The sequence below is a fragment of the Candidatus Avelusimicrobium luingense genome (assembly GCF_902757105.1).
In the GTDB taxonomy this organism is placed as follows: Bacteria; Elusimicrobiota; Elusimicrobia; order Elusimicrobiales; family Elusimicrobiaceae; genus Avelusimicrobium; species Avelusimicrobium luingense.
Map to the genome: position 1 here is coordinate 13,807 of NZ_CACVTK010000004.1, position 23,700 is coordinate 37,506.

The following is a 23,700-nucleotide window of genomic DNA, read 5'->3' on the forward strand; positions in this document are numbered from 1 at the left end:
ACTGTTTTTCGTCTATTTGAAAAGGCCCAATTTGACAAGAAAAAAGGCCTATTTCTGTCTGGGGCTTTGGACCTAGAACAAAAAAGCCCGCCGCTTGGTTGCGGCGGGCCGTAACTGACTCGTTTTTACAGTAATTTAGAGGCCAAATCAGCCAGATGGCTGCGTTCCGTTTTGGTAAATGTAATGTGGCCATACGATTTTTGGCCGCGCATGCGATCTACCAAATACGTGAGCCCGTTAGATTGTACGTCCAAATACGGCGTATCAATTTGGTACGGGTCGCCCGTTATCACCACTTTTGTTCCTTCGCCCGCGCGGGTGAGAATGGTTTTCATTTCGTGCGGAGTTAAGTTTTGGGCATCGTCCACAATCATATATTGCCCGGGCAGAGAGCGCCCGCGCATGTGGGTAACGGAGGCAATTTCAATTTTGCCGCTGTCCAATAAATAATGCGCTTTTTCTTCGCCTTCATCGGGGTTTTTGCGGTCGGCGAGGAAGGCCAAGTTGTCGTAAATGGCACCCATCCACGCTTCTAATTTTTCTTCTTTAGTCCCCGGCAAGAAACCTAAATCTTTACCAACCGGCACGATGGAGCGGCAAACTACCAAACGGCGGTAAGCGTTTTCGTCCATGGTGCGTTGCAAACCGGTGGCCAACGTAATAAGCGTTTTACCCGTTCCGGCGGTACCCACGAGCGTAACAATATCCAAACTGTCATCCAACAACAGCTCCATCGCAAAGCGTTGCTCTTTGTTCAAGGGTTTAATGCCCCAAGCGACGGGTTCTTGGTTGGAAAGCGGGTGCAGAATAAAATTGCCATCATTGGAAATACGCCCGATGGCCGATTTTTTACTGCCGTCATTTGTTTTTAAGATAACAAATTGGTTCGGCACATAAATAGTCGGATCCATAGCGAGTTGCTTTTTTTGATAGAACGTGTCAATTTGGGAAGGATCCACTTCTACTTCGGTAACCCCGGTGTAGAGTTCGTCCACATTGACTTTATCACTGGTGTAGTCTTGCGCGCACAGGCCGAGTGCTTCGGCTTTCAAACGCATATTGATATCTTTGGTAACGACAAACACCGGACGCGCATTCTTTTTATACGAGCCTTCTTTTTTACCTAGTGTATAAGCAATATTCAAAATAGAGTTATCGGCTTTGTTAAATGCAAGTGATTGCGGAAGTGAGTTGGGTTTATCCAATTCAATTTTCAGTGTGCCGCCGGTAGGAAGTGCTACGCCTTCATTGAGCCGCCCCAGTTCGCGCATTTTGTCTAATTCGCGCGATACCATACGGGCATTTTTACCGCGGGTATCGCTTTCATTTTTGAAGGCATCTAATTCTTCAATTACTGCCATGGGGATAATGATATCGTTGTCTTCAAAAGCGTGCAGACAATTTACATCATGTATTAACACATTGGTATCTAAAATAAAAGTTTTTTTCATGATAGTTCCTCGCTGGGGCGTAACGCCGCTACTATAAGTATAGACTTGTTTGAGCGGAAAATCAAGCATTTATAGTCGTAAATGTTTTTTTAGGTGTCAAATTGGCTACAATATATATATGAAATATTTGTGCATACATGGTCATTTTTATCAACCGCCCCGCGAAAATGCATGGCTGGAACTTATTGATCGGCAAGATAGTGCAGCCCCGTATCATGATTGGAACGAACGTATCTGTGCCGAGTGTTATGGTCCTAACGCGTTAGCGCGTTTGTTAGACGGACAACAAAATTTAACCGAACTTACCAACAATTATTCCCGTATTAGTTTTAACTTCGGGCCGACATTGCTGTCGTGGATGGAGCAATACGCGCCGGAAGTATATCAAGCCGTTTTGGAAGCCGATAAAATCAGCCAAACGCGTTTTGGCGGTCATGGCGGCGCGATTGCACAAGTGTACAATCACATGATCTTGCCGCTCGCTAACGCACATGATAAAGAAACGCAAATCAAATGGGGTATTACCGATTTTGTCAAACGCTTTGCCAGACAACCCGAAGCCTTGTGGCTGGCCGAAACAGCGTGTGATACGCCGACGTTGTGTGCACTGGCCGATGCCGGTATGAAATTTGTAATTTTGGCCCCCGGTCAATGTGCGCGGGTGCGCAAAATCGGCAGTGAAAAATGGGAAGAAGTCGGCGGCGGTGTTGATCCTAAACGTGCCTATTTGTGTAATTTACCGAACGGGAAAAGCATTGTACTGTTTTTCTACGACGGACCTATTTCGCAAGGGATTGCCTTTTCGGACACGTTGTCGTCGGGTGAAAAATTTGCCGACCGTCTTTTAAGTACCTATAACGATAGCGAAGAAAACCAGTTAATGCACATTGCTACCGACGGCGAAACATACGGACACCATCAAAAATTTGCCGACATGGCACTGGCGTATTGCTTGAAAAAAGTGGAAGAAACACCGGATGTAGAATTAACGGTATATGGCGAATTTCTGGAAAAAAATCCACCGCGCTACGAAGCGCAAATTGTAGAAAACTCATCGTGGAGTTGTTGCCACGGGGTAGAGCGTTGGCGGGCCGATTGCGGGTGCAATTCGGGACGTGCCGGGTGGAAACAAAAATGGCGCAAGCCGCTACGCGATGCGTTAGATTTTGTACGCGACGAACTCGTTAAGACGTTTGAAACCGTCGGGCGGGAGTATTTTAAGGATCCGTGGGCCGCACGCAACGATTATGTGGAACTGATGTTAGACCGCAGTTTGAACGCGCAGCATTGTTTCTTCTTAAAACACGCTACCGAAAAAGCATGGAACGACCGCGCCGGGGCGCTTATGCTGCTAGAAATGCAAAAAAATGCGCTGTTTATGTACACCAGTTGCGGTTGGTTCTTTGACGAAATCAGCGGTATTGAGACCGTACAGATTATGCAATATGCCTGCCGCGCGTTAGAACTTAATAAACGTTTAACGGGGAACGATTTGGAGCCTGCATTTATTGAAAAATTAGCCTTGGCTCCCAGCAATATACGCGAACTTAAAAACGGAGCGCGTGTGTATGAAAAATACGTAAAACCGCAAGCGTCCTGTGCCGAGAAATTAACGTTGGAGCATATTGTTTCGCTCATGGCCGATGAAACCGTCAATCCGGCACGTGCGTTTTCGTGCGATGTGTTGTCGTTCCATCCGCGCAAATTCTCTGCCGCCAATGCACGATTTTGGTGTGGGGATATTACGCTAAAATCCACGATAACGTTAGTAGAAAAAACACTTTGTTTCGCCGTTCTTCGCCGCGGGGCGGGCGTCTTTACATGTGCCGCGGCCGAACGGGGTAGTCAAGAAATTGCCGCTTGGTGTAATGAGTGGGAAACATTATTTAATGCCCAAAAATATGATGAGTTGCATGAGTCTATTGTTTCGCATTTGCCGCAGCAATATCCGGTTGCGTGGATGATCAACGATGTCCGTCACAAAGTCATGGAAAACACCTTCCGCCGCATGGACACGCAAACCGATGAGTCTTTTGCGCGGTTGTTTGAGATGCAATATCCCATTGTGCGTGCGTTGCAAAATATCGGAGCGCCTGCTCCCAAGCCGTTTTTAACGGTAGCCGAGCGGGTACTGGCCGCTGATATTAAGGATGAAATTCGCGCGGCTGATATCAATATCGGGGCACTGGAAGAACTAATGGAAGATGTTAAAGCGCTCGGGTTAAAAATTGCCCCGCATGTGAACGGGGTAGTAACCGACAAAGTAACATCACTTGCGTTCGCCTTTGCGCGTGATGTGCAAAGTACGCAAGCCGCTATGAAACTGGTGGAATTACTAAATTATGCGGAGATTTTCGGCTTTTCGCCCGATATTATTAAAGCGCAAGAGTTCGTCTTTTTAGGGCTTAAACAATTAGGCGACAAAGCCGCTACGCGTGATATTTTACGCGCACTGGCGCGCAAATTAAAAATTGCGTTATAATGGTGGCAGGCTAACTGCTAAAAAGGGGTTTCAAATGAACATGATAAGAATAAACCGAAAAGGTTTTACGCTGATTGAGTTGCTGGTGGTGGTTTTAATTATCGGCATTTTGGCGAGTGTAGCGTTGCCGCAATATAAAAAAGCGGTGATGAAGTCCCGTCTGGTTCAGTTGAAAACCATGGCTACCGCTATTGCCCAAGCCGAAGAAAGATATTATTTGGCAAATAATATGTATAGCCCGAATTTTGAAGAATTGGATATTGATTCTCCCGCATATGTTGGATCTTCTTCGGATGCGACTACGGAAACCCGTACATTTTCGTGGGGATCTTGTTGGGTCGCGGCGGAAGATACGTGGGGCTCGCGCGTGGGATGTTCCAGCCTAAAAGACGATATTAACTATTATGAATACTTCCAATACTCTTCCGTAACGCCGGGCCGCCGTATGTGCCGGGCAAAAAATACCAATTTATCATCTACGCAAAATCAAGTATGTAAATCTGATGCCGGCGGCACCAGCAAAAGTGTCAATTCGGATAATGTAGATTGGTATTATTAGTCTATTTTTCGTCTAATTGCGTCAGGCGTTCTTTAGCGGTTGCATCGCCCATATCGGCGGCGGTTTTATACCAATTGGTGGCGCGTTTAAGGTTTTTATTGCAGCCTTCGCCTACTTTAAGCATATCGGCTAGCGCAATCATGGCACGGACGTGCCCATTGTTGGCGGCTGTTTCAAACCACATGAATGCTTGTCTGAAATGGTCAAATTCTTTTTCGTTTTTATAATACACTTGTCCCATTTGATATTGGGCTTCCGGATCGTTTTTAGCGGCTTTGGCAAGGAGTGTTTTTAACGGATTAGCCGCGTATTTATGTAAGAAAAATAACGCTACCGCTAACGCGAAAATTGAAGTGATACCTGTACGCATTTCTATAATTTCCATAATTCCCTCGTTATTTTGTTTTTACTAATTTACGGTTTTCTAATGTATAAACTTCGTCTGCGTATTGGGTGGCGTGTGTATCGTGCGTCACCATGACTACCGTTAAACCTTGCTCGCGGCTCATGCGGGCAAAATCTTCAAATACTTGAATTTTGCGCGCGGCATCTAAATTGCCGGTCGGTTCATCGGCAAGCAGTAAAGCCGGGTGGTTGCGCAATGCCCGCGCAATGCTGGCACGTTGCTTTTCTCCGCCGGATAAATCAGCGGGAAGTTTGCCCGCTTTATCTTTCAAGCCAAAATTTTCCAGTAATTTCGTAGCGGCTGCCAAATCGGGTTTTCCGCGCAAGCGGGCCGGCATATCTACGTTTTCGGCTAACGAAAATTCCGGCAATAGTCCGTCAAATTGAAACACAAATCCCATTTTTTTAAGCCGCAAGGCCGACCGGGCGGACTCCCGTTTAAGGGCGGTGATTTCGGTACCGTCCACAAAGATTTTACCGTCGGTGGGTTTATCCAACATGGCAATCAAATTAAGCAGCGTACTTTTCCCCGAGCCGCTCGGCCCGAGTAAAACGGTAAATTTCCCGCGCGCCAAGGTAAGCGATATATCTTCCAATACGCATAAATTTTCTTGGCCTTGCCCGTAAATTTTCGTAACGTGTTCCAATGTAATCATACATCACCCATAGCGGATAGCGTCGGTGGGGTTCACGCGCGAGGCTTTTATTGCCGGATACAACCCGCCCGCAAAACAAATTAAATAACTGCCGCTAATGACGGCTACAATATCTAACCATTGCATACGTACCGGTACTTTGGTGAGATAATAAATATCGCCGGGCAGTTCTACAATGTTAAAGGTAGCAATTATCCAACACAACAGACCCGCCAGCAGTAAGCCCAACACAATGCCTATGGTAGCAATAATTAACGCTTCCCACATAAAAATCTTTTGAATATGGGCCGGGCTGGCACCCATTGCACGCAAAATGCCGATATCGCGCAGTTTTTCTGTGCCGAGTAAAATTAAGTTGCTTGCGATGTTGAGCGACGCTACCCCGATAATCAAGAATAAAATAATAAACATCATCGTTTTTTCTAACTTTAACGCGGCGTAGAGCGTGCTGTTCATTTGGGCAAAGGTTTTGACGGAGTAATCATAGCCTACAATTTCTTGAATTTGTTCGGCGGCTTCGTCAGCCGTATTGATATTTTTTAACTTAACGGAAATGCCCGTTACGCCGTTTTTAAGGCCTAAAAAGTCGCTTGCGTGCGGGAGAAGTGTATAAGCGATGGTACTGTCAAAATCATAATATCCGGTGCGAAGTAACCCGCTGATGCGAAATTTTTTCATCCGCGGAAACATCCCCGCGCCCGTGGCGATAGATTGGGGGGAAATCAATACCACGTCATCCCCGATATCTAACCCTAAATTATCGGCCAGTTCGGTGCCGAGCACGAGCGGCGGTGGTGCATCTTCGGCCCATTCGGGGGTAAAAGTTCCTTCGGTAATAGAGTCGGCAAGTGTGTTGATGTTTTTTTCTTGTTCCGGGTCTAACCCGCGTACCACTAAACCTAAACTTTGGCCCGCGTACGTAATAATGCCTTGCCCGTAAATGTGCGGTGCGGCCGCAGCAACAAGGGGGTTTTGGCGTACTTGGTTAATTTTTTCTTGGTAAGTATCGGGGTTCATCCGCCCGAAAACAAGGATATGGCTTTGCGCGCCGATAATTTTATCTTTAATATCGGTTTGAAAGCCGTTCATAACGGATAAAGTGGTAATTAGGGCGGCTACCCCAACGGCTACACCCGCCACACCGATAAGCGTAGTGATAAAGGCAAACAACCCTTGGCGGCGGGTTAAATAGCGCGTGGCGACGAACCGTTCAAAATTCATATTATTACTATTGTACTAAATAATAACGACGGCCCAAAACTTATAAGAACTATTGCAGGGTATATACCCAACTTCCGCCACCGTTATCTTGTTTTGATTTGGAATTGGCAATATGCGCACACAATTTATTGGCTAAATCATTTGTTTTTGTAGCATAGCAAGTTCTCCAATTTTGCCAAGCGGTCCAAGAAGTATGCGAATAGCCAAAACGTAACTCGACACCGGTTAAACGTCTATCCTGAACAACGACATGGTCAGGATTAGTAGAATTTTGCAAAATTAATTGAATTAAAAGGTTTCCTTGGCCGACCGGCTTGTTCGCATCGGGAAATTCAATGTCCAAGTCATCTAACTGGTTAGTATAAGCATTGTTGGCTAAATAATACCGATCTTCGGCCTGAACAATACTATTAGCAGTGGTAACAAGTTGTGTGGCACGCGCTTTGGCTACGGCAAACTTATACTGCGGCAAAGCCACGCTTGCCAAAATGCCGATGATAAGTACCACCACCAATAACTCAATAAGTGTAAATGCTTTGTTGTTCATAAAAATTATCCGTGTATAGATCTTGTTTGGGTATCCAGCAAAAAAGGTTTTATCGGTGTGTACTCAATGATTTATTAAGTTGATCGCGTATTTGTTCTTGTTGTTGCGACAAGCCAAATAAAGGCTCGTAAAAGTTTTTATAGAAACTCGTCACATAGGACATGTGAGTCGTAGCCAACGAATAAAAAGGGTAAAAGGTTTGCCACGTTTGCGGCGGCATAGGATAAGATTCCGAATACCCATTATATACAAAGTCGGCCATTTGCCCGTTAATCTCCCCTTTTAATATCGATTGGGGTTGGTTAAAATCAAGCACTGTGTACCTGGTGTGTGCGGGGTCGGTTAAGTCGCCATCCAAGTAAATAGACAGAGTTTGATTGGACAACGGAATCGTGGTATTATAGCGGTTTTTGGTCAAATAGATATTTTCAATTCCGGTTAATTCTCCCGCGGCATTGATATATACTTCCCGGCGGTTAAATTCTTTTCCGTTGATGGTTTCCCGGACAGATACCGGGATGGCGGTTTGACCGTCTTTTTTGACGGGATTACCGTACGTGAAATATCTTCCGTAGGTGGCTTGCGTCTGCCGCTCCACCGTGCTTACGGAAGAAATAAGATGGGTTTTGGGATCACGCAATATGGTCCCGCTGCCGGAGATATAGAAAATTTCCATCGGAGATTGCTGGAGCCACCCGTTTTTTTCTTCTTGTAGTGTGCCTTTTTTATAAGTGCGGGAAATCACGCGTTTATTGTCCCCTTGTTCCGCTACCCACGTTCCCGCGGCTTGGCGGGTAATGGTTTGGGCATTTTGGTAGATGTTGCGGGAATCGGGATCTAAACTCTTCCATCCTTTTTGGGCACGTTTGGAAAATTTACCGTCGTGACGTTGGGCCAAATGTAAATCGATTAAGTTAATAAAACCGTCGGCATCGTCGTAGGTTAAATCGGGCGCTACGCTCGCCATTAACGTTTGCGGGTTCACATCACAAGAGTGATTGGCGGAAGCAAAAATAATCCATTTTCCATCTTGATCGGCCAAACCGTAAAAATGGCCGATTTCATGCAAGGTAATGTGCGAGATATTATCTCTGTTTTGTTTATGCACCCAAATTGTATGATACGGGTTGTATCCTTTATCTTCAAAACAGGCTATATTTCCGCCGCAGTTCGGTTCTTCCGTAACATTCAGATAAATGTTTGCTTCCGCCGGCGAAGATACGCGGCGTAACGTCAGGCCGTGGTGTAAGATATCCAACACGTCTTGAAACTCGTTGGTGCGTTTGCTTTTTATGATTAACTGTTCGGTTCCCTGTAACCAGCGGAGCATGTTTTCTTTGAAAATTGTTTCTTCGGCCGGGGTGACTTCATCGGAAACCGCATAAAGGATGGGCCGCTGGTCTATTAAATGGTCCACGGCAAAGGAATCGTCATGCACGGCCCCTTGATAAATAGCCCACGGAGTGCGCGCCCACACCGATAACGGCGCTGTTAGCAAGAGAGCCCCCAGAAAAAATATCCGTTTCATACGTTTTCCCTGTTACTTGTAGAGGATATTTATAGTATAGATAGGAAACGCAGAAACGTCAAGCAAAAATTAACAAAACCCAAAACAAATGTTTTGGGTTTTGTGTTATGCGAAACGTAATGACGGCGGTTATTTTTCTTCGTCTAATTTTTTAAGCGTGGGGAACAAGATAATCTCACGGATGGAATCTTGTCCGGTCAGCATCATAATAATACGGTCGATACCGATACCCATCCCGCCGGTAGGCGGCATGCCGCTTTCCAACGCTTCAATATAATCGGCATCCAAAATATCGGCATTTTCGGCATCTTCGCCTTTGGCGGCGGCCTTAGCGGCGGCCTGGTCTTTTAAGCGTTGAAGTTGGTCAGCCGGATCGTTTAACTCGGTATAAGCATTGCCAAGTTCTTGCCCGTTCACAAACACTTCAAAGCGTTCTACCAGTTCCGGGTCGCCCGGTTTGGTTTTGGCAAACGGACTGACGGCGGTAGGATAATCTAACGCGATGACCGGGTTGTGGTAATCGGCGAGTAATTTGCCTTCAAAGAGTTCGTCAAAAATGGCGGAATCACTGTCGTTTTCGGTAAATTTCACACCTTGTTCACGCGCGACTTCTTCCAATTTGGCGCGGTTGAATTGGCGTCCGTTTAAGACTTCGTGAATATCGTGACCGAATTTTTCTTGCCACGCTTGCGGAATGTAAAGGCGCTTAAACGGCGGGCGCAAATCTACGTCATAGCCACGGAAATGGATTTGCTCCACGCCGATGGCTTTGGCGGCGTTGCCTAAAATTTCATCAAACAAATCAGCCATGGAATTGACATCCCCATACGCTTGGTACAACTCCATCATTGTAAATTCGGGGTTGTGCGTGGTGTCAATGCCTTCGTTGCGGAACATATGCCCGATTTCATAAATTTTATCTAACCCGCCCACAATTAAGCGTTTGTGGTGAAGTTCCAGCGCAATACGCATATAGAGCGGCATTTTTAGTGCGTTGTGATACGTTTCAAACGGACGCGCAATCGCACCGCCCGAAGATGGATTCAAAATCGGCGTTTCTACTTCCAAAAATCCTTTTTCATCTAATGTTTTGCGAATAGAGGAAATGATTTTGGCACGCTTTACAAAAATATCTTTGACTTCTTCGTTCGCAATTAAATCTAAATGACGTTTGCGAAAGCGTACTTCGGTATCTTGCAAGCCGTGATATTTTTCCGGCATGGGGCGGATGGCTTTGGAGAGTAACGTCATAGACGTAACTTTAATGGTTTTTTCGCCCGTTTTGGTAACAAACATGTGCCCTTTAACGGATACAAAATCACCCACGGCAATATGTTTTTTGAAGAATTGATACGGTTCATCGCCCAATTGGTCTTTGGCAACGTACAGTTGCACGCGGCCCGAAAAATCACGCAAGTGTGCAAACGCGGCTTTGCCCATTAAGCGCAGTTGGATAATGCGTCCGGCAGTGGCGACTTCGGCATTTTCAGCAGAGTTTTTAGCGCCCGCGCAGGAAATTGTTTTTTCGCAGCGGTTGGGATAAGGAGTAATACCCATGTTACGGATTTCATCCACTTCGGCGTAACGCTCCTTGATAATTTCGTCTAACGAATTGTTGTGTTGGGCTTGTGTATTGTCAGCCATAATAAAACCTCGTTTATAAATAATTACTTATATTTTATCAAATTTGTAGGTATCCGCCGAAAAAGTGCTACAATACAACTATGAACAAAAACTTTACTATTTTTTTAGTTGTAGTTGTTTTGTTATTCGGCGGCGGATTTTATTACCGCTATAAAACGAATGCAGCCGACGAGCGCGGAGCCACCAAATTGATGCGCTCTTTTGAACAGGAAACCGAACAGCAAAAAGTGTTGCGGATGATTCGGCATGCCGATAACCTCAATGAACGGGATAAAACAGGCCGGACCGCTCTTTTCTATGCGGTGCAACATAATGCCGATCCGGAAATGATTGAACACTTGATTAAACAAGGGGCTGATACTACCATTACAGACAGTATCGGGCAAACGGTTCTCATGGTGGCGGCACGGTATAATATGTCCGAACCGGTCCTGGGGCATTTGCTTTCGGCGGGTGCGCCCATCAACGCCGCCGACCGCGACGGCTATACGGCCCTTGCGATTGCCGCACAATTTAATACACCCGGCATGGTTAAAAAATTATTGCGTGCCGGTGCCGATCCGGATATTAAGCCCGCTGACGGACAAAATATCGCGGATATTTTGGCGAAAAATGAAAAATTTTCCGACACCGAAAAAGAAGATTATGCGCTTGCGCTTAAAGTCTTATCTATTATCGGCCCGCGCCCGCGCATAGCAACGGAAAAAGAGAAATAAAACAAATCGGATAAATTAAAAATTTACCCCTGCCTTGCGGTAGGGGTAAGTTTTTGCGCCCACCAAGAGGGATTCTACCGACGGGGGAGTGACCAAAATAGTGCCCTATTTCTTTATAGCTCCCGGTCCTTCTTCAATTAAGATATAGCTTATATGCTATCTGATTTTCACATGGGATCGTCTAAGGGAAACAACTGAGCAATGAATTTATAACACAGTCCATGTTCTTGACTATATGTATCTATAGGATTAGCAAGAGTCATAACTGCAAGCGCTTCCTTATATGATATTTTTGAACGCGAATGCCTGTATTTAAAATCAGTTATTGCAAAATCTGCATAAGCCCTTCCTTTGTAATTAAAAAAAAGTTTATTTCTAATTTTCCTAGTTGTTAAAGAAACGGAAATTGTATTTTGAATATCAGTAATTTTAACTAGTAAAATTGATTTCGTTACTACCTTGGCTTCTCCAAGACTAAGAGCATAGTTGGTGTTTCCAAAGATAAATGGATCTGTGGACAAAATCCCTTTTAAATCGTTTACTCCGAAAGGACATAAATACTTGAAGGGAATATCTGTATTAATTCTCCAATCTTCTTGATGACAAAAAGAAGGAGCGGGAGCCAAAAAATCAACTTCTACAACATCCAATACTTCCGCATCAATACCATTGGAACATCTTAAATGATTAGGCATTAATTCGCTTCCAATTTTTGATAATAATCTAACAAATGTGCCCGTTTCTAAATCAAGACCCACAACACAGAGTTTAAGATTTTTGGGAGATTTAGCCAAAAGGAGAATTTCTTTTTTCATATACCTCTAAATATGAATAATCTGGATTGTGGGATTCCAACGTTTTAAATATTCAGCCATAAGCCTACGATGGCAATGTTCTGGGGTGGGTTCGCTACACAATAAACAAACATTTTGATATTTATCTTGAACGATTTCTGTAAATGCTCGCTCAATTTTCCGTTTTGTGATTAAATCATTGTACTCTGCTTCATAAGTTTCCCATGTAATAAGTTTCTTTTTGTAATTATCTAAAAGTTCTTTCGTGGGGGCAAATGAAATATCATGTGCATATTGTACATTAGAGATCTTACTTAGAAAGAATTTGAGGTCCGGATCTTTTGTAAAGCTAGCAAGTTGGGATTTATTGTTTAAGCGGACATCAATTAGTAATTCAACCCGATTATGCTCTAGGAGAGTAAAGAATTCTTGTGCGTTTTTCTGCGTAAAGCCAATAGTGTATAAGTTCATTTGATATCTTTCTCCTTGAATCCAATTTTTTCATTTTGCCGTCGGTATGCTTCCTCTAGCATTGCTTTTTGATCCATTGGTGCATCAAACAATGAAGGATATTTAAAGTACAAATCAAGCAATCGTGTATCCATTTCTTCTTGAGTCTGCAGAGAACCATCGGAAAGAATATGTGATATTTCAAACCCCATATCTCGCATTGCTTTTGCCACCATAATATTTCTATGGCAATTAATAGGGTCTTTTTCTGCGCACATTAACACAAAATTATAGTTTAGGGATAACCCTTTCTCAATTTTTTCTACTCCGCTCTTGAATGTCTCTGTTTGAGTAAATTTTTTAAAATCTAAATAGCCATTTGTAAAATATTCTCTATTATTTTGTCTAGCCCCAAACTCATGTGCATAGTTCCTATATATAATTCCATTTTGTTCAAGGAAAGGTCTAAGATTTTCCTTGCTATATGCTTCATAGTATTCAGATGCTTTTGGAACACTTCTAACATCAATGAGTACAGAAATGGAGTATCGGCGCAAAGTAGTTAAAAATGTGTCGATATCAAAACCGGCATATCCAATGGTATATATTCTTTTCATAGGCGTTCGGGGGTGAATTAACTACATTGTAGCAAATAACACTAGCTTTATTTCATGATGAGTTTTTATATTAACTGTGCCCAAAAGCATGAAAAATGGCACACCTATTTATAGAATCTAACATTACGTTAGGGCGGTAGAATTGGCAGATATAGTGTGCCCAAAAAGTGCCCAAGGGTTTCATAGATTGCTTGCGTAAATGCTTACCAGGAATGTGCCTTCTTCCCATAAAATAGGCCCCGCATATGCGAGGCCTAAATTTTTCCGGGACTAGGATTCGAACCTAGAATTAATGCTCCAGAGGCACCCGTGTTACCATTACACCATCCCGGAGTGACAATTATATTTTATCACATTTTTTCTAAGACGCACAAACTCCCGCGGGTTGGGTGAGAATTTGTTATAATAAATTAAGAGTTCGCGCCTATAGCTCAATTGGTTAGAGCAATCGACTCATAATCGATGGGTTCCAGGTTCAAGTCCTGGTGGGCGCAGTAAAATTTGGGTTATCCCTTGTGGATAGCCCAAATTTTTTATTCAATCAAGCACGCGGTTTTATCTTCGGCCGGGGTTCGAATACGCAAAAGCAAAACGGTTAAATCCCCCTTGTCCTTTTTTGCTACAATGTAACCAACGGGGCATGGCTCAAGTGGTAGAGCGCCCGCTTTGGGAGCGGGAGGCTCCCGGTTCAAGTCCGGGTGCCCCGATTTTTTATGATTAACGTGCTAAATCCTTCTTGTATCTTCAACCGCGTTCATACCTTAGCGGAAGTAGTCGGGCGTTCTGTGTCCGACGGGATTTGCACGGTTATTTCCAAGCCACAAAAAGCGCCGTTCGCATTTTCCTCGTTGGTGTTATCTGTTAATTTAGGCGCATGTTTTGACGGTTGCTTACTTGTGGAAGTGCAAGTAGGCGACGGCAAAAATTGGAGTCCTTTTTTCAAACTCGGTTTATTGTCCGAAACTTTCCAACAAAGTTTTCCCGACCAACTAAACAGTTGGGGACTGGTACGCACAGATGAACTTATTTTGTCCGTGCCCATGCGTTATTACCGTTTTCGGTTACGTATGGAAGGCGAAGTCCCTTTGCGTGGTTTAGGCGTTAGCGGGGTACGCACGCCGTTTGTGTTTAACGAGAAAAAAGCCGCCCGTTTGCCGCGCGGAAAATTTTGGATGCGCATAGAACCTATTTCCCAAAAAGAGCAAAAATCGCCCGATAAAAACCGCATTTGCAGCCCGACTTCCGTCTGTATGGCACTCAATGCTTTGGGGCGGCGCACCGCACTCGTGCGTGTGCTGCAAAATGTGTATGACCGTTCCGCCGATATTTACGGAAATTGGTTTTTTAATACGGCGTATGCTTCCCAACAGGGGCTTGATGTGTATTTCCGGCGGTTTAGTTCGCTGGAAGAATTGGAACGATTTTGTACGCCTAATTCGCTGGTCGTTGCGAGTATTGCGTATGCTAAAAATGAATTGCCCGATGCCGCCCAACCGCAAACGGCCGGACATTTAGTGCTTATCGGCGGTTATCAAGACGGCAAAATTTTAGTGGCCGATCCGGCTGCCGAAACTTCAAGCGGAGTATTGCGTGCGTATGATGCTGTCCCTTTTGCGCGCGCGTGGCTTAAAAATAAACAAGGGGCGGCGTATATTTTGAGGAAACGATGAAAAAATTATTACTTCTGTTAAGTGCAGTTTTGCTGTTTGGCGCGTGCGCCAAGCAAACCGCGTCCGATACGCTTATCGTGGCGCATAAAGGGGAAATGGAATCGTTAGATCCTGTTTTTTCCTACGACGGTGTAACGCATGGTATGCTTATTAACGTGTATGATACGCTCTTAAAATTTAACGGCAGTTCTTTAACCGAACTGTTGCCGTCGTTATCTACGCAAGTTCCCACTAAAGAAAACGGCTTGATTTCCGCGGACGGCCGCACGTACACATTTCCGATCCGGCAAGGAGTCAAATTCCACGACGGGCGCGATTTAACACCCGAAGATGTGCGCTACTCTTTGTTACGCTTTTTGCTTTCTGATATTTCCGGCGGGCCGTCCAGCCTATTATTAGAACCGATTTTAGGGGTTTCTTCCACCCGCAACGATAAAGGCGAAATTGTCGTCAGTTATAAAGACGCGGCCGAGGCCGTGCGCGTGGACGGAAACAATGTAGTCATCACGCTCAAACGTCCGTTTGCGCCGTTCTTATATATTTTGGCGCGGTGGGGGTATGTGATGAATAAATCGTGGGCGGTAGAGCAAGGCGCATGGGACGGCAGCGAAGAAACGTGGAAACAGTTTAATAACTTTGCCAAAGATGCCGATGCATTATTTGATAAAACCAACGGCACCGGGCCGTTTCAGGTAGCCCGCTGGGATATTGCCGCCAAACGCCTGACATTGGCCGCCAACGAAAATTATTTTGAAGGCGCGCCCAAACTCAAAACGATTTTAATGATGACGGTGGATGAACCGAGTACACTACGTCTCATGTTAGAATCGGGCGATGCGGACGTGGCGGAACTATCGCCTAAATTTATTTCGCAGTTAAAAGACAGCCAAACGATTGACTTATATGATAATCTGCCGCGCTTGCGTACGGATCCGGTCATTTTCTTTACGCTGGATATCAATATGGATGCCAACCCCGATGTCGGCTCCGGCAAGTTGGACGGACAAGGTATCCCGTCCGATTTCTTTAGCGATAAAGATCTTCGCAAAGGGTTTGAATATGCATTTGATTACGACGCCTTTTTGAAAGAATCTATGGAAGGCCGTGCGGAAATGGCGCTCGGGCCTGCTCCGGCGGGACTTGTTAAATACGATAATGATTTCAAACATTATACGTTTGATTTGAAAAAAGCCGAGGAACACTTCAAAAAAGCGTGGGGCGGCCAAGTGTGGGAAAAAGGATTCAAATTTACCATTACCTACAACACCAGCGGCGAAATGCGCCAAATTGCCAGCGAAATTCTAAAACGCAATGTGGAAAAATTAAACCCGAAATTCCAAATTGATTTGCGTGGCGTTACGTGGCCTGCGTTCTTGGAAAAAACAGCCCGCCGCCAAATGCCGATGTGGGCCCGCGGTTGGGTGGCCGATTATGCGGACGCGCACAATTTTTACTTCCCGTTTTTGCATAGCCAGGGGCGGTATGCCCTGTCGCAAGGGTATCAAAACCCGGCGGTGGACGTGCTGATAGAAAAAGCCGTGGCAGAAACTAATCAAACCAAACGTAACGCGCTTTACAAAGCCGTACATAATTTGATGCATGAAGATGCTATGCAGATTTATACCGTACACCCGACCGGCTTGTGGGCGATGAATAAAAACGTGAAAGGGTTTATAGACAACCCGGTATATATGGGCATCTACTTCTATCCGATGTATAAGTAGTTTATACCGCGCTGTAACGGTTTCCATTTTTGGCCTATCCAAGGCCGACTTTCGCTCGCGTACTTGCAACGCGGTGCGTTGTCTTGCGGACGTACGCGTCACTCAACTTGCGGCCTTGCCTAGGCACAAAAACTGAAAACCGGGTGTTGGCCTTCGTTCTTATCGCGCTGATTTGAAAACGGCTCTTCGTAAGTTTCGTATCTAAAACACAAACGGCAGACTTATGTCTGCCGTTTGTGTTTTAGATTGTTTTGTATTTGCTGTGCCTTAATAGGGTAACGTATAGGCCCGCAAAGCAGAAGAAGTGCCTTTAAGCGAAGCCCCTATGATTTTTGTGCAAAAATCTCCAGCCGTGCCGGAAAAAACTTTACTCCCGGTTAAAAATTCCGTGCAATAAATTTCATGATTATTCCAAGGGTAAGAGGTTGAACAGTTTTTTTCTACGAAAAATCCACCTCCCTTGTATTTGCCATCTAAACGGGTAGCAATAATACTTTGGCAACCGGCTTTTTCCAACTGTACGGACCAATTTCCGTTAGACCGGCTGTCTTTTACAACGCTGCTAGCATATCCGACTTCGCGACCTGTCCATGGGATATCTATAGATAATTCGTCAAAGGACGCAGGATATTCACCGGATGCTAAATAGTAAGCATCCACGGCTTGGTTAATGGTTCGGAGTAAAGATAATGCTTCTGTGGCTCTGCTTTTTTCCACCGCTTTATTATATTGCGGAAGTGCTACACTGGCCAATATGCCGATAATCAGTACAACAACTAATAATTCAATCAATGTAAATGCGCGGTTGTTTTTCATAAAACATCTCCTTTCGTTCTTGTGGCTAGTTTTATTATATATAATTTCCCTTATTCAAATTTGCTCCGCCGATTACAATTTGCTATAATAATTTTGCGGGGTAGAGAAGCCTGGTATCTCGCAAGGCCCATAACCTTGAGATCGTTGGTTCAAATCCAACCCCCGCAATTTTTCATAACAATATCTCCACCGTCCGAAAGGGCGGTTTTTTTATGAGGTTTTGGCGGGATCCCCCTTTTTTATGTAAAATAAAGGTAAAGATTTTTAGAGTAAGGAGATTTCTTATGAACATTGTTGTTAGTTTAGGGGGAAGTAAAACCGTTTGTGCCGCCAGATTGGGTGTGAAAGTGGCGGAATTTTTACAAGGGCAAGGTCATCAGGTCAGTTTGTTTGCGCCCAAAGGCAAAGGAGATGTGTTCACTTCCGTGGCCGTCAAAGAATATACCAATTTAACAACTACTAAAAAACTAGCCGATATGCTTGCTAAATCTCACACGGATATGTTGGTTAGCGTGATGAATTTACGCACGTGTGAAGCCGCTATGCAGGCCAAAGTACCGTTTATCTATGTAGAGTATGAAAATTTCAAAGAAGATAAACCCGTCAAAACGAAAAAAGCCTTGTTGCAAAAAGCGGCACGCGTGCTTGTGTTAGGAAGTGACGATAAACCGCTTGCCAAAGCCAAATACGGTGCCAATGCACAACGCGTTACGGAGCCGGCCGTGTGGGTAGAACATTACAACTATGATAAACCCACTTGCTTTAAGAAAGAAAATAATATTTTAGCCGTGGGGCCGCTTACTAAAGAAAGCGGTTTTGATACGCTCTTGCAAACGTGGGCACGTTTGGCACCTGCACACAAAACGTGGCATTTAACGATTGTGGGCGACGGAACACAAAAATCAACTTTGCAAAAATTTATTGCTAAACATAATTTACAAGATAGTACCGAAATCGTTCCGGCCAAAAGCGACATTTACAGTTTCTTGCGCAACGCCGATATCTTTGCGTATCCGGCATTAAACCCGGCTCACGCTGATATTTTGTTAGATGCTATGGCCAGCAAACTCCCGTGCGTGGCGTGCGAATCCGCGGCCGTTACGGAACTTATTACCAATGGCGTCAATGGTGTTATTGTCAACGCCGGCGAAGAAGAACCTTTTACGATTGCGTTAGACGATTTAATGGTTAACTGGGGCAAACGCGTAGGTATGGCGGTAGAAGCCAGCAAACACAAAGACCGCTATCCTTTTGCTGCCTTTATGCAAGCCGTTTGCGCTTTATTAAAATAGTGGGAATTTTGTGCGTATCACCTGTGTGATTGGTAATTTGGGCGGCGGCGGCGCGGAGCGTATGATGACGTATCTGTGTGGCGGACTTGCCGTGCGTGGCCATCAAATTACCCTGTTAACACTGGATGATACCGTCCCCGATTTTTATACGCTGCCCGCGTCTGTGACGCGGGCGCGTGTGCATTTGCCTTCTTTTCGCGCCGCCGGAATATTCGGCGGGATGGCGCGCTTATTCAAATTAACACGTGCGTTAAAAGAAACCCGCCCGCAAGTGGTTATCAGTTTTATGACAATCAGTGTGCTGGCGTCTTGCTTGCTGTTGCATGTTCCGTATATTTACGCAGATCATTTGGACGTTCGTCATTTAACCTATTCGCGCAAATGGGAAATTTTGCGAAATTTTTTACTCCGTTTTGCGCATAGTGTAACGGTTTTGTCCCGGCGAGATTTACAATTCTTACAAGAGAATCACCCGGGTTGGCGCGCACAGGTGGTATATAATCCCGCACTTGTGCCGTCTAAAACCGAGTATGCTCGCCCGGCATTTATGAAACCGGGTTGTAATTATGTGCTTGCGGTGGGACGTTTAACTTCACAAAAAGGGTTTGACCGACTTTTGCCCGCGTGGAAAACGGCCCGAAAAGACGGATGGCGGCTGGCCATTATCGGCGGCGGAGAGGACGAACAAAAACTCAAAGCACAAGCCGACAAATTGGGAATTGCAACAAGTGTAGATTTCGTGCCGCCGCAAAAAGAAGTATTTTCGGCTTACGTGCACGCGCAGATTTTGGCGATGTCTTCGCGGGCGGAAGGTTTTCCGCTCGTTTTGCTGGAAGCCATGGCGTTAGGTGTTCCGGCGGTCAGTTTTAACTGTACCGGGCCGGACGTGATTATCCGCCATGATATGGACGGAATTTTAGTGCCGCAAGATGACGTTTCGGCTTTCTCCGCCGCGCTTACCGATTTAATGCAAGATGAACAAAAACGTCGCGCTTTTGGTGAGCGCGCCCGTGAAGTTACCCAACGTTTTTCATTAGAAAATTATTTAGATGATTACGAACGCTTATGTCAAACCGCCCGCTTATCAGCGTAATTGTTCCTATTTATAATGTGCAAAATTGGCTAACTGCTTGCTTGGATAGTTTAGCCGCACAAGCGTTTGACTCCGTTGAAATTCTTTTTGTAAATGATGGATCTACCGACGGTAGTGAAAAAATTTTAAACGAATTTTCCGCTACATACTCCCATGCCCATGTCATCAATCAACTTCATAGCGGTTTAGCGGCGGCCCGTGCCACGGGCGTTGCACAAGCGCGCGGTGAATATATTACATTTGTGGACGGAGATGATACAATTTCTCCCGAGTATTTGGCCGCTTTGTACCAAACGGCTCAAGATACGCGCGCCCCATTGGTCGTGGCGCCGCTGATCAAATTCGCGGGCGAAATTCCTATGCAATTTAGCGTGCCGCCCCTTTTTAAGGGCGGCGAATTATCCGGCAAAAAACGCGTGAATATTTTTGAAGACGGTTCTGCGGCTATGGCTTTATGCGGTAAATTGATCGCACGCGAACTAGCACATAAACTTACGTGGCAAGCAAGCACGCTTTCTAATGCGGAAGATATTGCTCCGGCGGCCGCGTTAATTTCCCGCGCCGATAAAATTGCCTTTGCCCCTAACGCACATTATTTTTACCGCCAGCGCGAAAACTCGCAAAGCCATAGCGGGGAAAAACGGTTTATCAGTTTGGCAGAAGGTTTTTTGCAAGCGCGTAACATCCTTAAACAACACGGTACATATACTGATTTGGCAGCGGGGTTTGAGTATATTTTCCGGGTAGCGTTATGTAGTTTTATGGAGAAATACGGCATTACCGGCGAAGAAGAACAATTTTTACGCACCCACCGCGACGAATTACAAATCCCACCGGGAACATTTGCTACCCGTCCGTTGAAATTCCGTTTGCGTCAGTATCTCTTTGAGAAAAGTTTGAAAGGTTCCTTCTCGTACAGCCGGTTGATGCGTTTTTTACGCCGTTTGTTTTACCGCGCGTAAAAAGCGTTTCAGGTCGCCGCTGTACCACGTCAACGCGGCAAGCACGGCTACAAAAATTAACCCGCCGATTCCTACGCTTAACCATACATTTTCTCCGGCACCGTACCACTTATATACAAGCGCGGGAACAAGCGCAATTATATTACACGATAAAAGCCGTAGACCGTCCAGTAAAGAAGTTTTGAGCGATATTTGCGGGGTGTATTTTCTAAAAAACAAAGCGTTAATACCCAGCCCGACAACTACGGTAATCACTTGCGTGTACACGTACGCTACCGCCCCGAAATAAGTAATAGCAAACGGAACGGTAACAACAAAGAGTATAATTCCGCTTAACGCATAGGGTAAAAACTCTTTTAATTTTCGCACGGCGATAGCAATATTGCTTTGCATTAAAACCGGTACAACCAACCATACCAGTATCATTAACGGGCACAAGAAAGCAGCCGTTTCATATACGCTTTGTGCGCTAAAGGCCCCGCGCTTAAAAAACAAGGTAACAATTTGCGGAGCATATCCTATCGTAAAAATTACCAACGGAGTTACGAAAAACCATAACAAATGATGCGCCGTATTATAGGCCACGGATAAGGACGACCAATCTTGTTTGGCGCTGTATTCGGTTAGTTGAATTTTAGAAATGTTTGTAATACGCGCCACAAAAACTTCGTTAGATGAATCGGATAGTTGCTTGGCATAGTTTAGGGCGCTGACCGTCCCGGCGTTTAACCCGCTGAGCAAATAGAGAGGCAATAAGCCAACCATAATGTTGCCCACTTCCAAACATTGGTTGCTTAGCAGGTTTTGCATAAATTGGCGGGAGTGAAAAATTTCGCCGTGAGTAAATTGCCAATGTAATTCTTTTTTAAGCATGATAAGAAGCACGAGCGTTTGTAGGCCGTATGATAGAATAAATCCCCACAACATGCTGATAATTCCATACGAGCGCCCGAAAATGAGCAAAAATATAAGCGGCAATAAAGCGTTTAAGGGGTTAAACAGGGCGGTGGCAAACCGTTTATACATTTCCAATATGGCCAGTAAATACGTTGATAATATTTGCAATGCGAACATGACAAACGCCGCAAAAATTAACGTGTGTTGTGCGCTTAAATAAGCCATATCAAAGCGCGAAAACCATCGTACCAACCCAACCGGAAACAACCAACCGCATAAGATGAGCCCTATGGCTGCTGCGGTGTATAAATAGAGATAACCGTTTAACAAATTGCGCCCGCCGAACTTTTGTTGTTCGTCTAACATCATGGCCTGCGGAATAATGACGGCGATATTGAGACGCTGTAAAAAATACCACCCGATACCGACGGTAATTAACAGATAAAAATACAAATCCGTGGCGCTGTCCGCGCCGAAATAGGCCGCTATAAGAAGTGCATTGATAAAGGAAAGTCCTTTCCACAAAGCGGTCGTTCCGACGGCTAACGCCGCCCCGGTACGGTATGAAGTGGGCTTAAAAAGATGAACCATATTTAGTATTATAGTAATTTAGGAGAACTTTAACTGTGACAACCCAATTTGAACCTGTTATCGGGTTGGAAATACACGTCCAACTCGCCAGCAAAACAAAATTGTTTTGCACCTGTCCTAACGGTGTGGGGGAAGATACAAAACCCAACACCGCCGTTTGCCCTGTTTGTATGGGGCACCCCGGCACAATGCCCGTACTGACCGAAGGCGCTGTGGCGCTGGCGGTGCGTGCGGGGCTGAGCCTACATTGTGAAACGCAAAAACGCTCATCGTTTTCACGCAAACATTATTTTTATCCGGACTTACCCAAAGGATACCAAATTACCCAATTTGATGAGCCGATTAATGGTGCGGGCTATGTGGAAATTACTTTCGGCCCCAAAGATAATTTACAGAAAAAACGTATCGGTATTCACCACGCGCATTTGGAAGAAGATGCGGCCAAATCATCGCACTTTGCCGATCACTCTTTGGTAGATTTTAACCGTTCGGGCAGCCCGCTGCTTGAAATTGTGTCTATGCCCGATATGCGCTCGCCTGACGAAGCCTATGCGTATCTCACCGAAATTAAGCGCTTGATGCGTTGGGTGGGGGCGTCCAACTGTGATATGGAAAAAGGCGAATTGCGCGTAGATGTAAACGTGTCTTTGCGCCCGGTCGGAACGGAAAAATTCGGCACACGTACCGAACTGAAAAACTTAAATTCATTTAAGGCTGTTCGTGATGCATTGCAATTTGAAATTAACCGCCAAACCGAAGTGTTAAATGCCGGCGGACAAGTGAAACAAGAAACGCGCTTGTGGGATAAAGTGGAGTGTGTTTCCCGCCCCATGCGCTCGAAAGAAGATGCGTTAGATTACCGCTATTTCCCGGAGCCGGACTTGCCGCCGCTCGTGCTGAAAGATGAGTGGCTGGAGAACATCAAAGCCGGTATGCCCGAAATGCCGTCAAGCAAAGAAGCGCGCTTTATGGCGGCGGGATTATCTGCTTATGATGCGGGTGTATTGACCAGTTCGCGCGAAATTGCCGATTATTTTGAAACAGTGACCAAAAGCGGTAAAGTGTCGCTTAAGACGGCGTCTAACTGGATACAAACCGATTTGCTCGGTATGCTCCACGCAGAGAAAAAAGAAATTGAAAACTCGCCCATGTCGGCGGTGCAATTGGCCGAACTGTTAGAATTTGTGGAAGGCGGCAAAATCAACCGCAAACAAGCGCGCGAAGTGTTTGACGAGATTTACGCGCATGGCGGCAAGGCCGCGGATATTATCGCTAAACGCGGTATGGTGCAAGTAACTGACGAAGGCCAATTAGAAGCGTGGGCCAAAGAAGCCATTGCCGCTAATCCCAAAGCCGTAGCCGATTACCAAAAAGGCAACAAGGCCGCTATCGGAGCGCTGGTGGGTGGCGTAATGAAGTTGAGCAAAGGTAAAGCCAACCCCCGGGTAATCAGCCAAATACTGGCGAAATTGCTGGGATAACGAAACGATTAAGTTCCTGATTAAAAACAACAACGCACAAAATCAATTGATTTTGTGCGTTGTGTTTTGAAAAAGCAAAAACGTAAGATAAGAACGTTTTATTA

General features: G+C 45.1%; 21 protein-coding genes and 4 tRNA genes. 12 read left to right on the forward strand and 13 right to left on the reverse strand.

What is annotated here, in order from left to right; all coding sequences use genetic code 11:
* Window positions 1–125 precede the first annotated feature (125 nt).
* On the reverse strand, window positions 126–1,451 hold the full coding sequence (locus ACQY3H_RS04450; protein WP_428075272.1) for a PhoH family protein: 1,326 nt from the start codon (window positions 1,449–1,451) through the stop codon (window positions 126–128).
* A gap of 118 nt (window positions 1,452–1,569) precedes the next feature.
* On the opposite strand from ACQY3H_RS04450, the gene ACQY3H_RS04455 reads away from it, so the two are divergent.
* Together ACQY3H_RS04455 and ACQY3H_RS04460 are read left to right on the forward strand one after the other, a co-directional pair.
* The gene (locus ACQY3H_RS04455; protein ID WP_428075274.1) at window positions 1,570–3,933 is read left to right on the forward strand and encodes a DUF3536 domain-containing protein; all 2,364 of its coding nucleotides are present in this window, start codon (window positions 1,570–1,572) and stop codon (window positions 3,931–3,933) included.
* A 34-nt stretch (window positions 3,934–3,967) separates the two neighbouring features.
* Complete coding sequence (locus tag ACQY3H_RS04460; protein WP_428075276.1) at window positions 3,968–4,492, forward strand: type IV pilin protein; 525 nt, start codon at window positions 3,968–3,970, stop codon at window positions 4,490–4,492.
* A 1-nt stretch (window position 4,493) separates the two neighbouring features.
* Here the strand turns inward: ACQY3H_RS04460 and ACQY3H_RS04465 are convergent, their stop codons facing one another.
* From ACQY3H_RS04465 to lysS, 6 genes are all read right to left on the reverse strand, one after another.
* Window positions 4,494–4,877 carry a tetratricopeptide repeat protein gene (locus ACQY3H_RS04465; protein ID WP_428075278.1) on the reverse strand — a complete coding sequence of 128 codons (384 nt, stop codon included), beginning with the start codon at window positions 4,875–4,877 and terminating at the stop codon, window positions 4,494–4,496.
* Window positions 4,878–4,887: 10 nt separating this feature from the next.
* Window positions 4,888–5,553: an ABC transporter ATP-binding protein gene (locus ACQY3H_RS04470; RefSeq protein ID WP_428075280.1), complete on the reverse strand. Its 666-nt coding sequence runs from the start codon at window positions 5,551–5,553 to the stop codon at window positions 4,888–4,890.
* Between the two features lie 3 nt (window positions 5,554–5,556).
* On the reverse strand, window positions 5,557–6,774 hold the full coding sequence (locus tag ACQY3H_RS04475; RefSeq protein WP_428075282.1) for an ABC transporter permease: 1,218 nt from the start codon (window positions 6,772–6,774) through the stop codon (window positions 5,557–5,559).
* Between the two features lie 49 nt (window positions 6,775–6,823).
* The gene (locus ACQY3H_RS04480; protein ID WP_428075284.1) at window positions 6,824–7,321 is read right to left on the reverse strand and encodes a type IV pilin protein; all 498 of its coding nucleotides are present in this window, start codon (window positions 7,319–7,321) and stop codon (window positions 6,824–6,826) included.
* A 49-nt stretch (window positions 7,322–7,370) separates the two neighbouring features.
* Window positions 7,371–8,849 carry a hypothetical protein gene (locus tag ACQY3H_RS04485; protein ID WP_428075286.1) on the reverse strand — a complete coding sequence of 493 codons (1,479 nt, stop codon included), beginning with the start codon at window positions 8,847–8,849 and terminating at the stop codon, window positions 7,371–7,373.
* Window positions 8,850–8,978: 129 nt separating this feature from the next.
* Complete coding sequence (gene lysS / locus ACQY3H_RS04490) at window positions 8,979–10,493, reverse strand: lysine--tRNA ligase (protein WP_428075288.1); 1,515 nt, start codon at window positions 10,491–10,493, stop codon at window positions 8,979–8,981.
* A gap of 80 nt (window positions 10,494–10,573) precedes the next feature.
* On the opposite strand from lysS, the gene ACQY3H_RS04495 reads away from it, so the two are divergent.
* Window positions 10,574–11,209, forward strand: a complete 636-nt coding sequence (locus ACQY3H_RS04495) for an ankyrin repeat domain-containing protein (protein WP_428075290.1) — start codon at window positions 10,574–10,576, stop codon at window positions 11,207–11,209.
* 167 nt (window positions 11,210–11,376) lie between these two features.
* Here the strand turns inward: ACQY3H_RS04495 and ACQY3H_RS04500 are convergent, their stop codons facing one another.
* From ACQY3H_RS04500 to ACQY3H_RS04515, 4 genes are all read right to left on the reverse strand, one after another.
* On the reverse strand, window positions 11,377–12,024 hold the full coding sequence (locus ACQY3H_RS04500) for a dual OB domain-containing protein (RefSeq protein WP_428075292.1): 648 nt from the start codon (window positions 12,022–12,024) through the stop codon (window positions 11,377–11,379).
* 6 nt (window positions 12,025–12,030) lie between these two features.
* A complete protein-coding gene (locus tag ACQY3H_RS04505) occupies window positions 12,031–12,474 on the reverse strand; it encodes a DUF488 family protein (RefSeq protein ID WP_428075294.1) in 444 nt (147 codons plus the stop codon).
* Window positions 12,471–13,070 (reverse strand): DUF488 family protein, encoded by a 600-nt coding sequence (locus tag ACQY3H_RS04510; protein ID WP_428075296.1) that lies wholly within the window; start codon window positions 13,068–13,070, stop codon window positions 12,471–12,473. The genes ACQY3H_RS04505 and ACQY3H_RS04510 overlap by 4 nt, the downstream gene beginning before the upstream one ends.
* Before the next feature lie 262 nt (window positions 13,071–13,332).
* Window positions 13,333–13,403, reverse strand: a tRNA-Gln gene (locus ACQY3H_RS04515).
* 87 nt (window positions 13,404–13,490) lie between these two features.
* Between ACQY3H_RS04515 and ACQY3H_RS04520 the strand changes: the two genes are divergently transcribed.
* From ACQY3H_RS04520 to ACQY3H_RS04535, 4 genes are all read left to right on the forward strand, one after another.
* Window positions 13,491–13,564 (forward strand) — tRNA-Ile (locus tag ACQY3H_RS04520).
* Between the two features lie 140 nt (window positions 13,565–13,704).
* Window positions 13,705–13,777 (forward strand) — tRNA-Pro (locus tag ACQY3H_RS04525).
* 6 nt (window positions 13,778–13,783) lie between these two features.
* Window positions 13,784–14,740, forward strand: coding sequence for a C39 family peptidase (locus ACQY3H_RS04530; RefSeq protein WP_428075298.1), 957 nt, complete (start codon window positions 13,784–13,786; stop codon window positions 14,738–14,740).
* Window positions 14,737–16,464 (forward strand): ABC transporter substrate-binding protein, encoded by a 1,728-nt coding sequence (locus tag ACQY3H_RS04535; protein ID WP_428075300.1) that lies wholly within the window; start codon window positions 14,737–14,739, stop codon window positions 16,462–16,464. The genes ACQY3H_RS04530 and ACQY3H_RS04535 overlap by 4 nt, the downstream gene beginning before the upstream one ends.
* Window positions 16,465–16,731: 267 nt before the next feature.
* Here the strand turns inward: ACQY3H_RS04535 and ACQY3H_RS04540 are convergent, their stop codons facing one another.
* Window positions 16,732–17,280: a type IV pilin protein gene (locus tag ACQY3H_RS04540; protein WP_428075302.1), complete on the reverse strand. Its 549-nt coding sequence runs from the start codon at window positions 17,278–17,280 to the stop codon at window positions 16,732–16,734.
* Window positions 17,281–17,374: 94 nt separating this feature from the next.
* Here ACQY3H_RS04540 and ACQY3H_RS04545 point away from each other — a divergent pair.
* From ACQY3H_RS04545 to ACQY3H_RS04560, 4 genes are all read left to right on the forward strand, one after another.
* Window positions 17,375–17,448 (forward strand) — tRNA-Met (locus ACQY3H_RS04545).
* Between the two features lie 116 nt (window positions 17,449–17,564).
* Window positions 17,565–18,572, forward strand: a complete 1,008-nt coding sequence (locus ACQY3H_RS04550; protein WP_428075304.1) for a glycosyltransferase — start codon at window positions 17,565–17,567, stop codon at window positions 18,570–18,572.
* 10 nt (window positions 18,573–18,582) lie between these two features.
* The gene (locus ACQY3H_RS04555) at window positions 18,583–19,665 is read left to right on the forward strand and encodes a glycosyltransferase family 4 protein (RefSeq protein ID WP_428075306.1); all 1,083 of its coding nucleotides are present in this window, start codon (window positions 18,583–18,585) and stop codon (window positions 19,663–19,665) included.
* Window positions 19,638–20,627, forward strand: a complete 990-nt coding sequence (locus ACQY3H_RS04560) for a glycosyltransferase family 2 protein (protein WP_428075308.1) — start codon at window positions 19,638–19,640, stop codon at window positions 20,625–20,627. The genes ACQY3H_RS04555 and ACQY3H_RS04560 overlap by 28 nt, the downstream gene beginning before the upstream one ends.
* Here the strand turns inward: ACQY3H_RS04560 and ACQY3H_RS04565 are convergent.
* Window positions 20,601–22,115, reverse strand: coding sequence for a lipid II flippase MurJ (locus ACQY3H_RS04565; protein ID WP_428075310.1), 1,515 nt, complete (start codon window positions 22,113–22,115; stop codon window positions 20,601–20,603). The genes ACQY3H_RS04560 and ACQY3H_RS04565 overlap by 27 nt on opposite strands.
* A gap of 35 nt (window positions 22,116–22,150) precedes the next feature.
* On the opposite strand from ACQY3H_RS04565, the gene gatB reads away from it, so the two are divergent.
* Window positions 22,151–23,596, forward strand: a complete 1,446-nt coding sequence (gatB, locus tag ACQY3H_RS04570; RefSeq protein ID WP_428075312.1) for an Asp-tRNA(Asn)/Glu-tRNA(Gln) amidotransferase subunit GatB — start codon at window positions 22,151–22,153, stop codon at window positions 23,594–23,596.
* Window positions 23,597–23,700 lie beyond the last annotated feature (104 nt).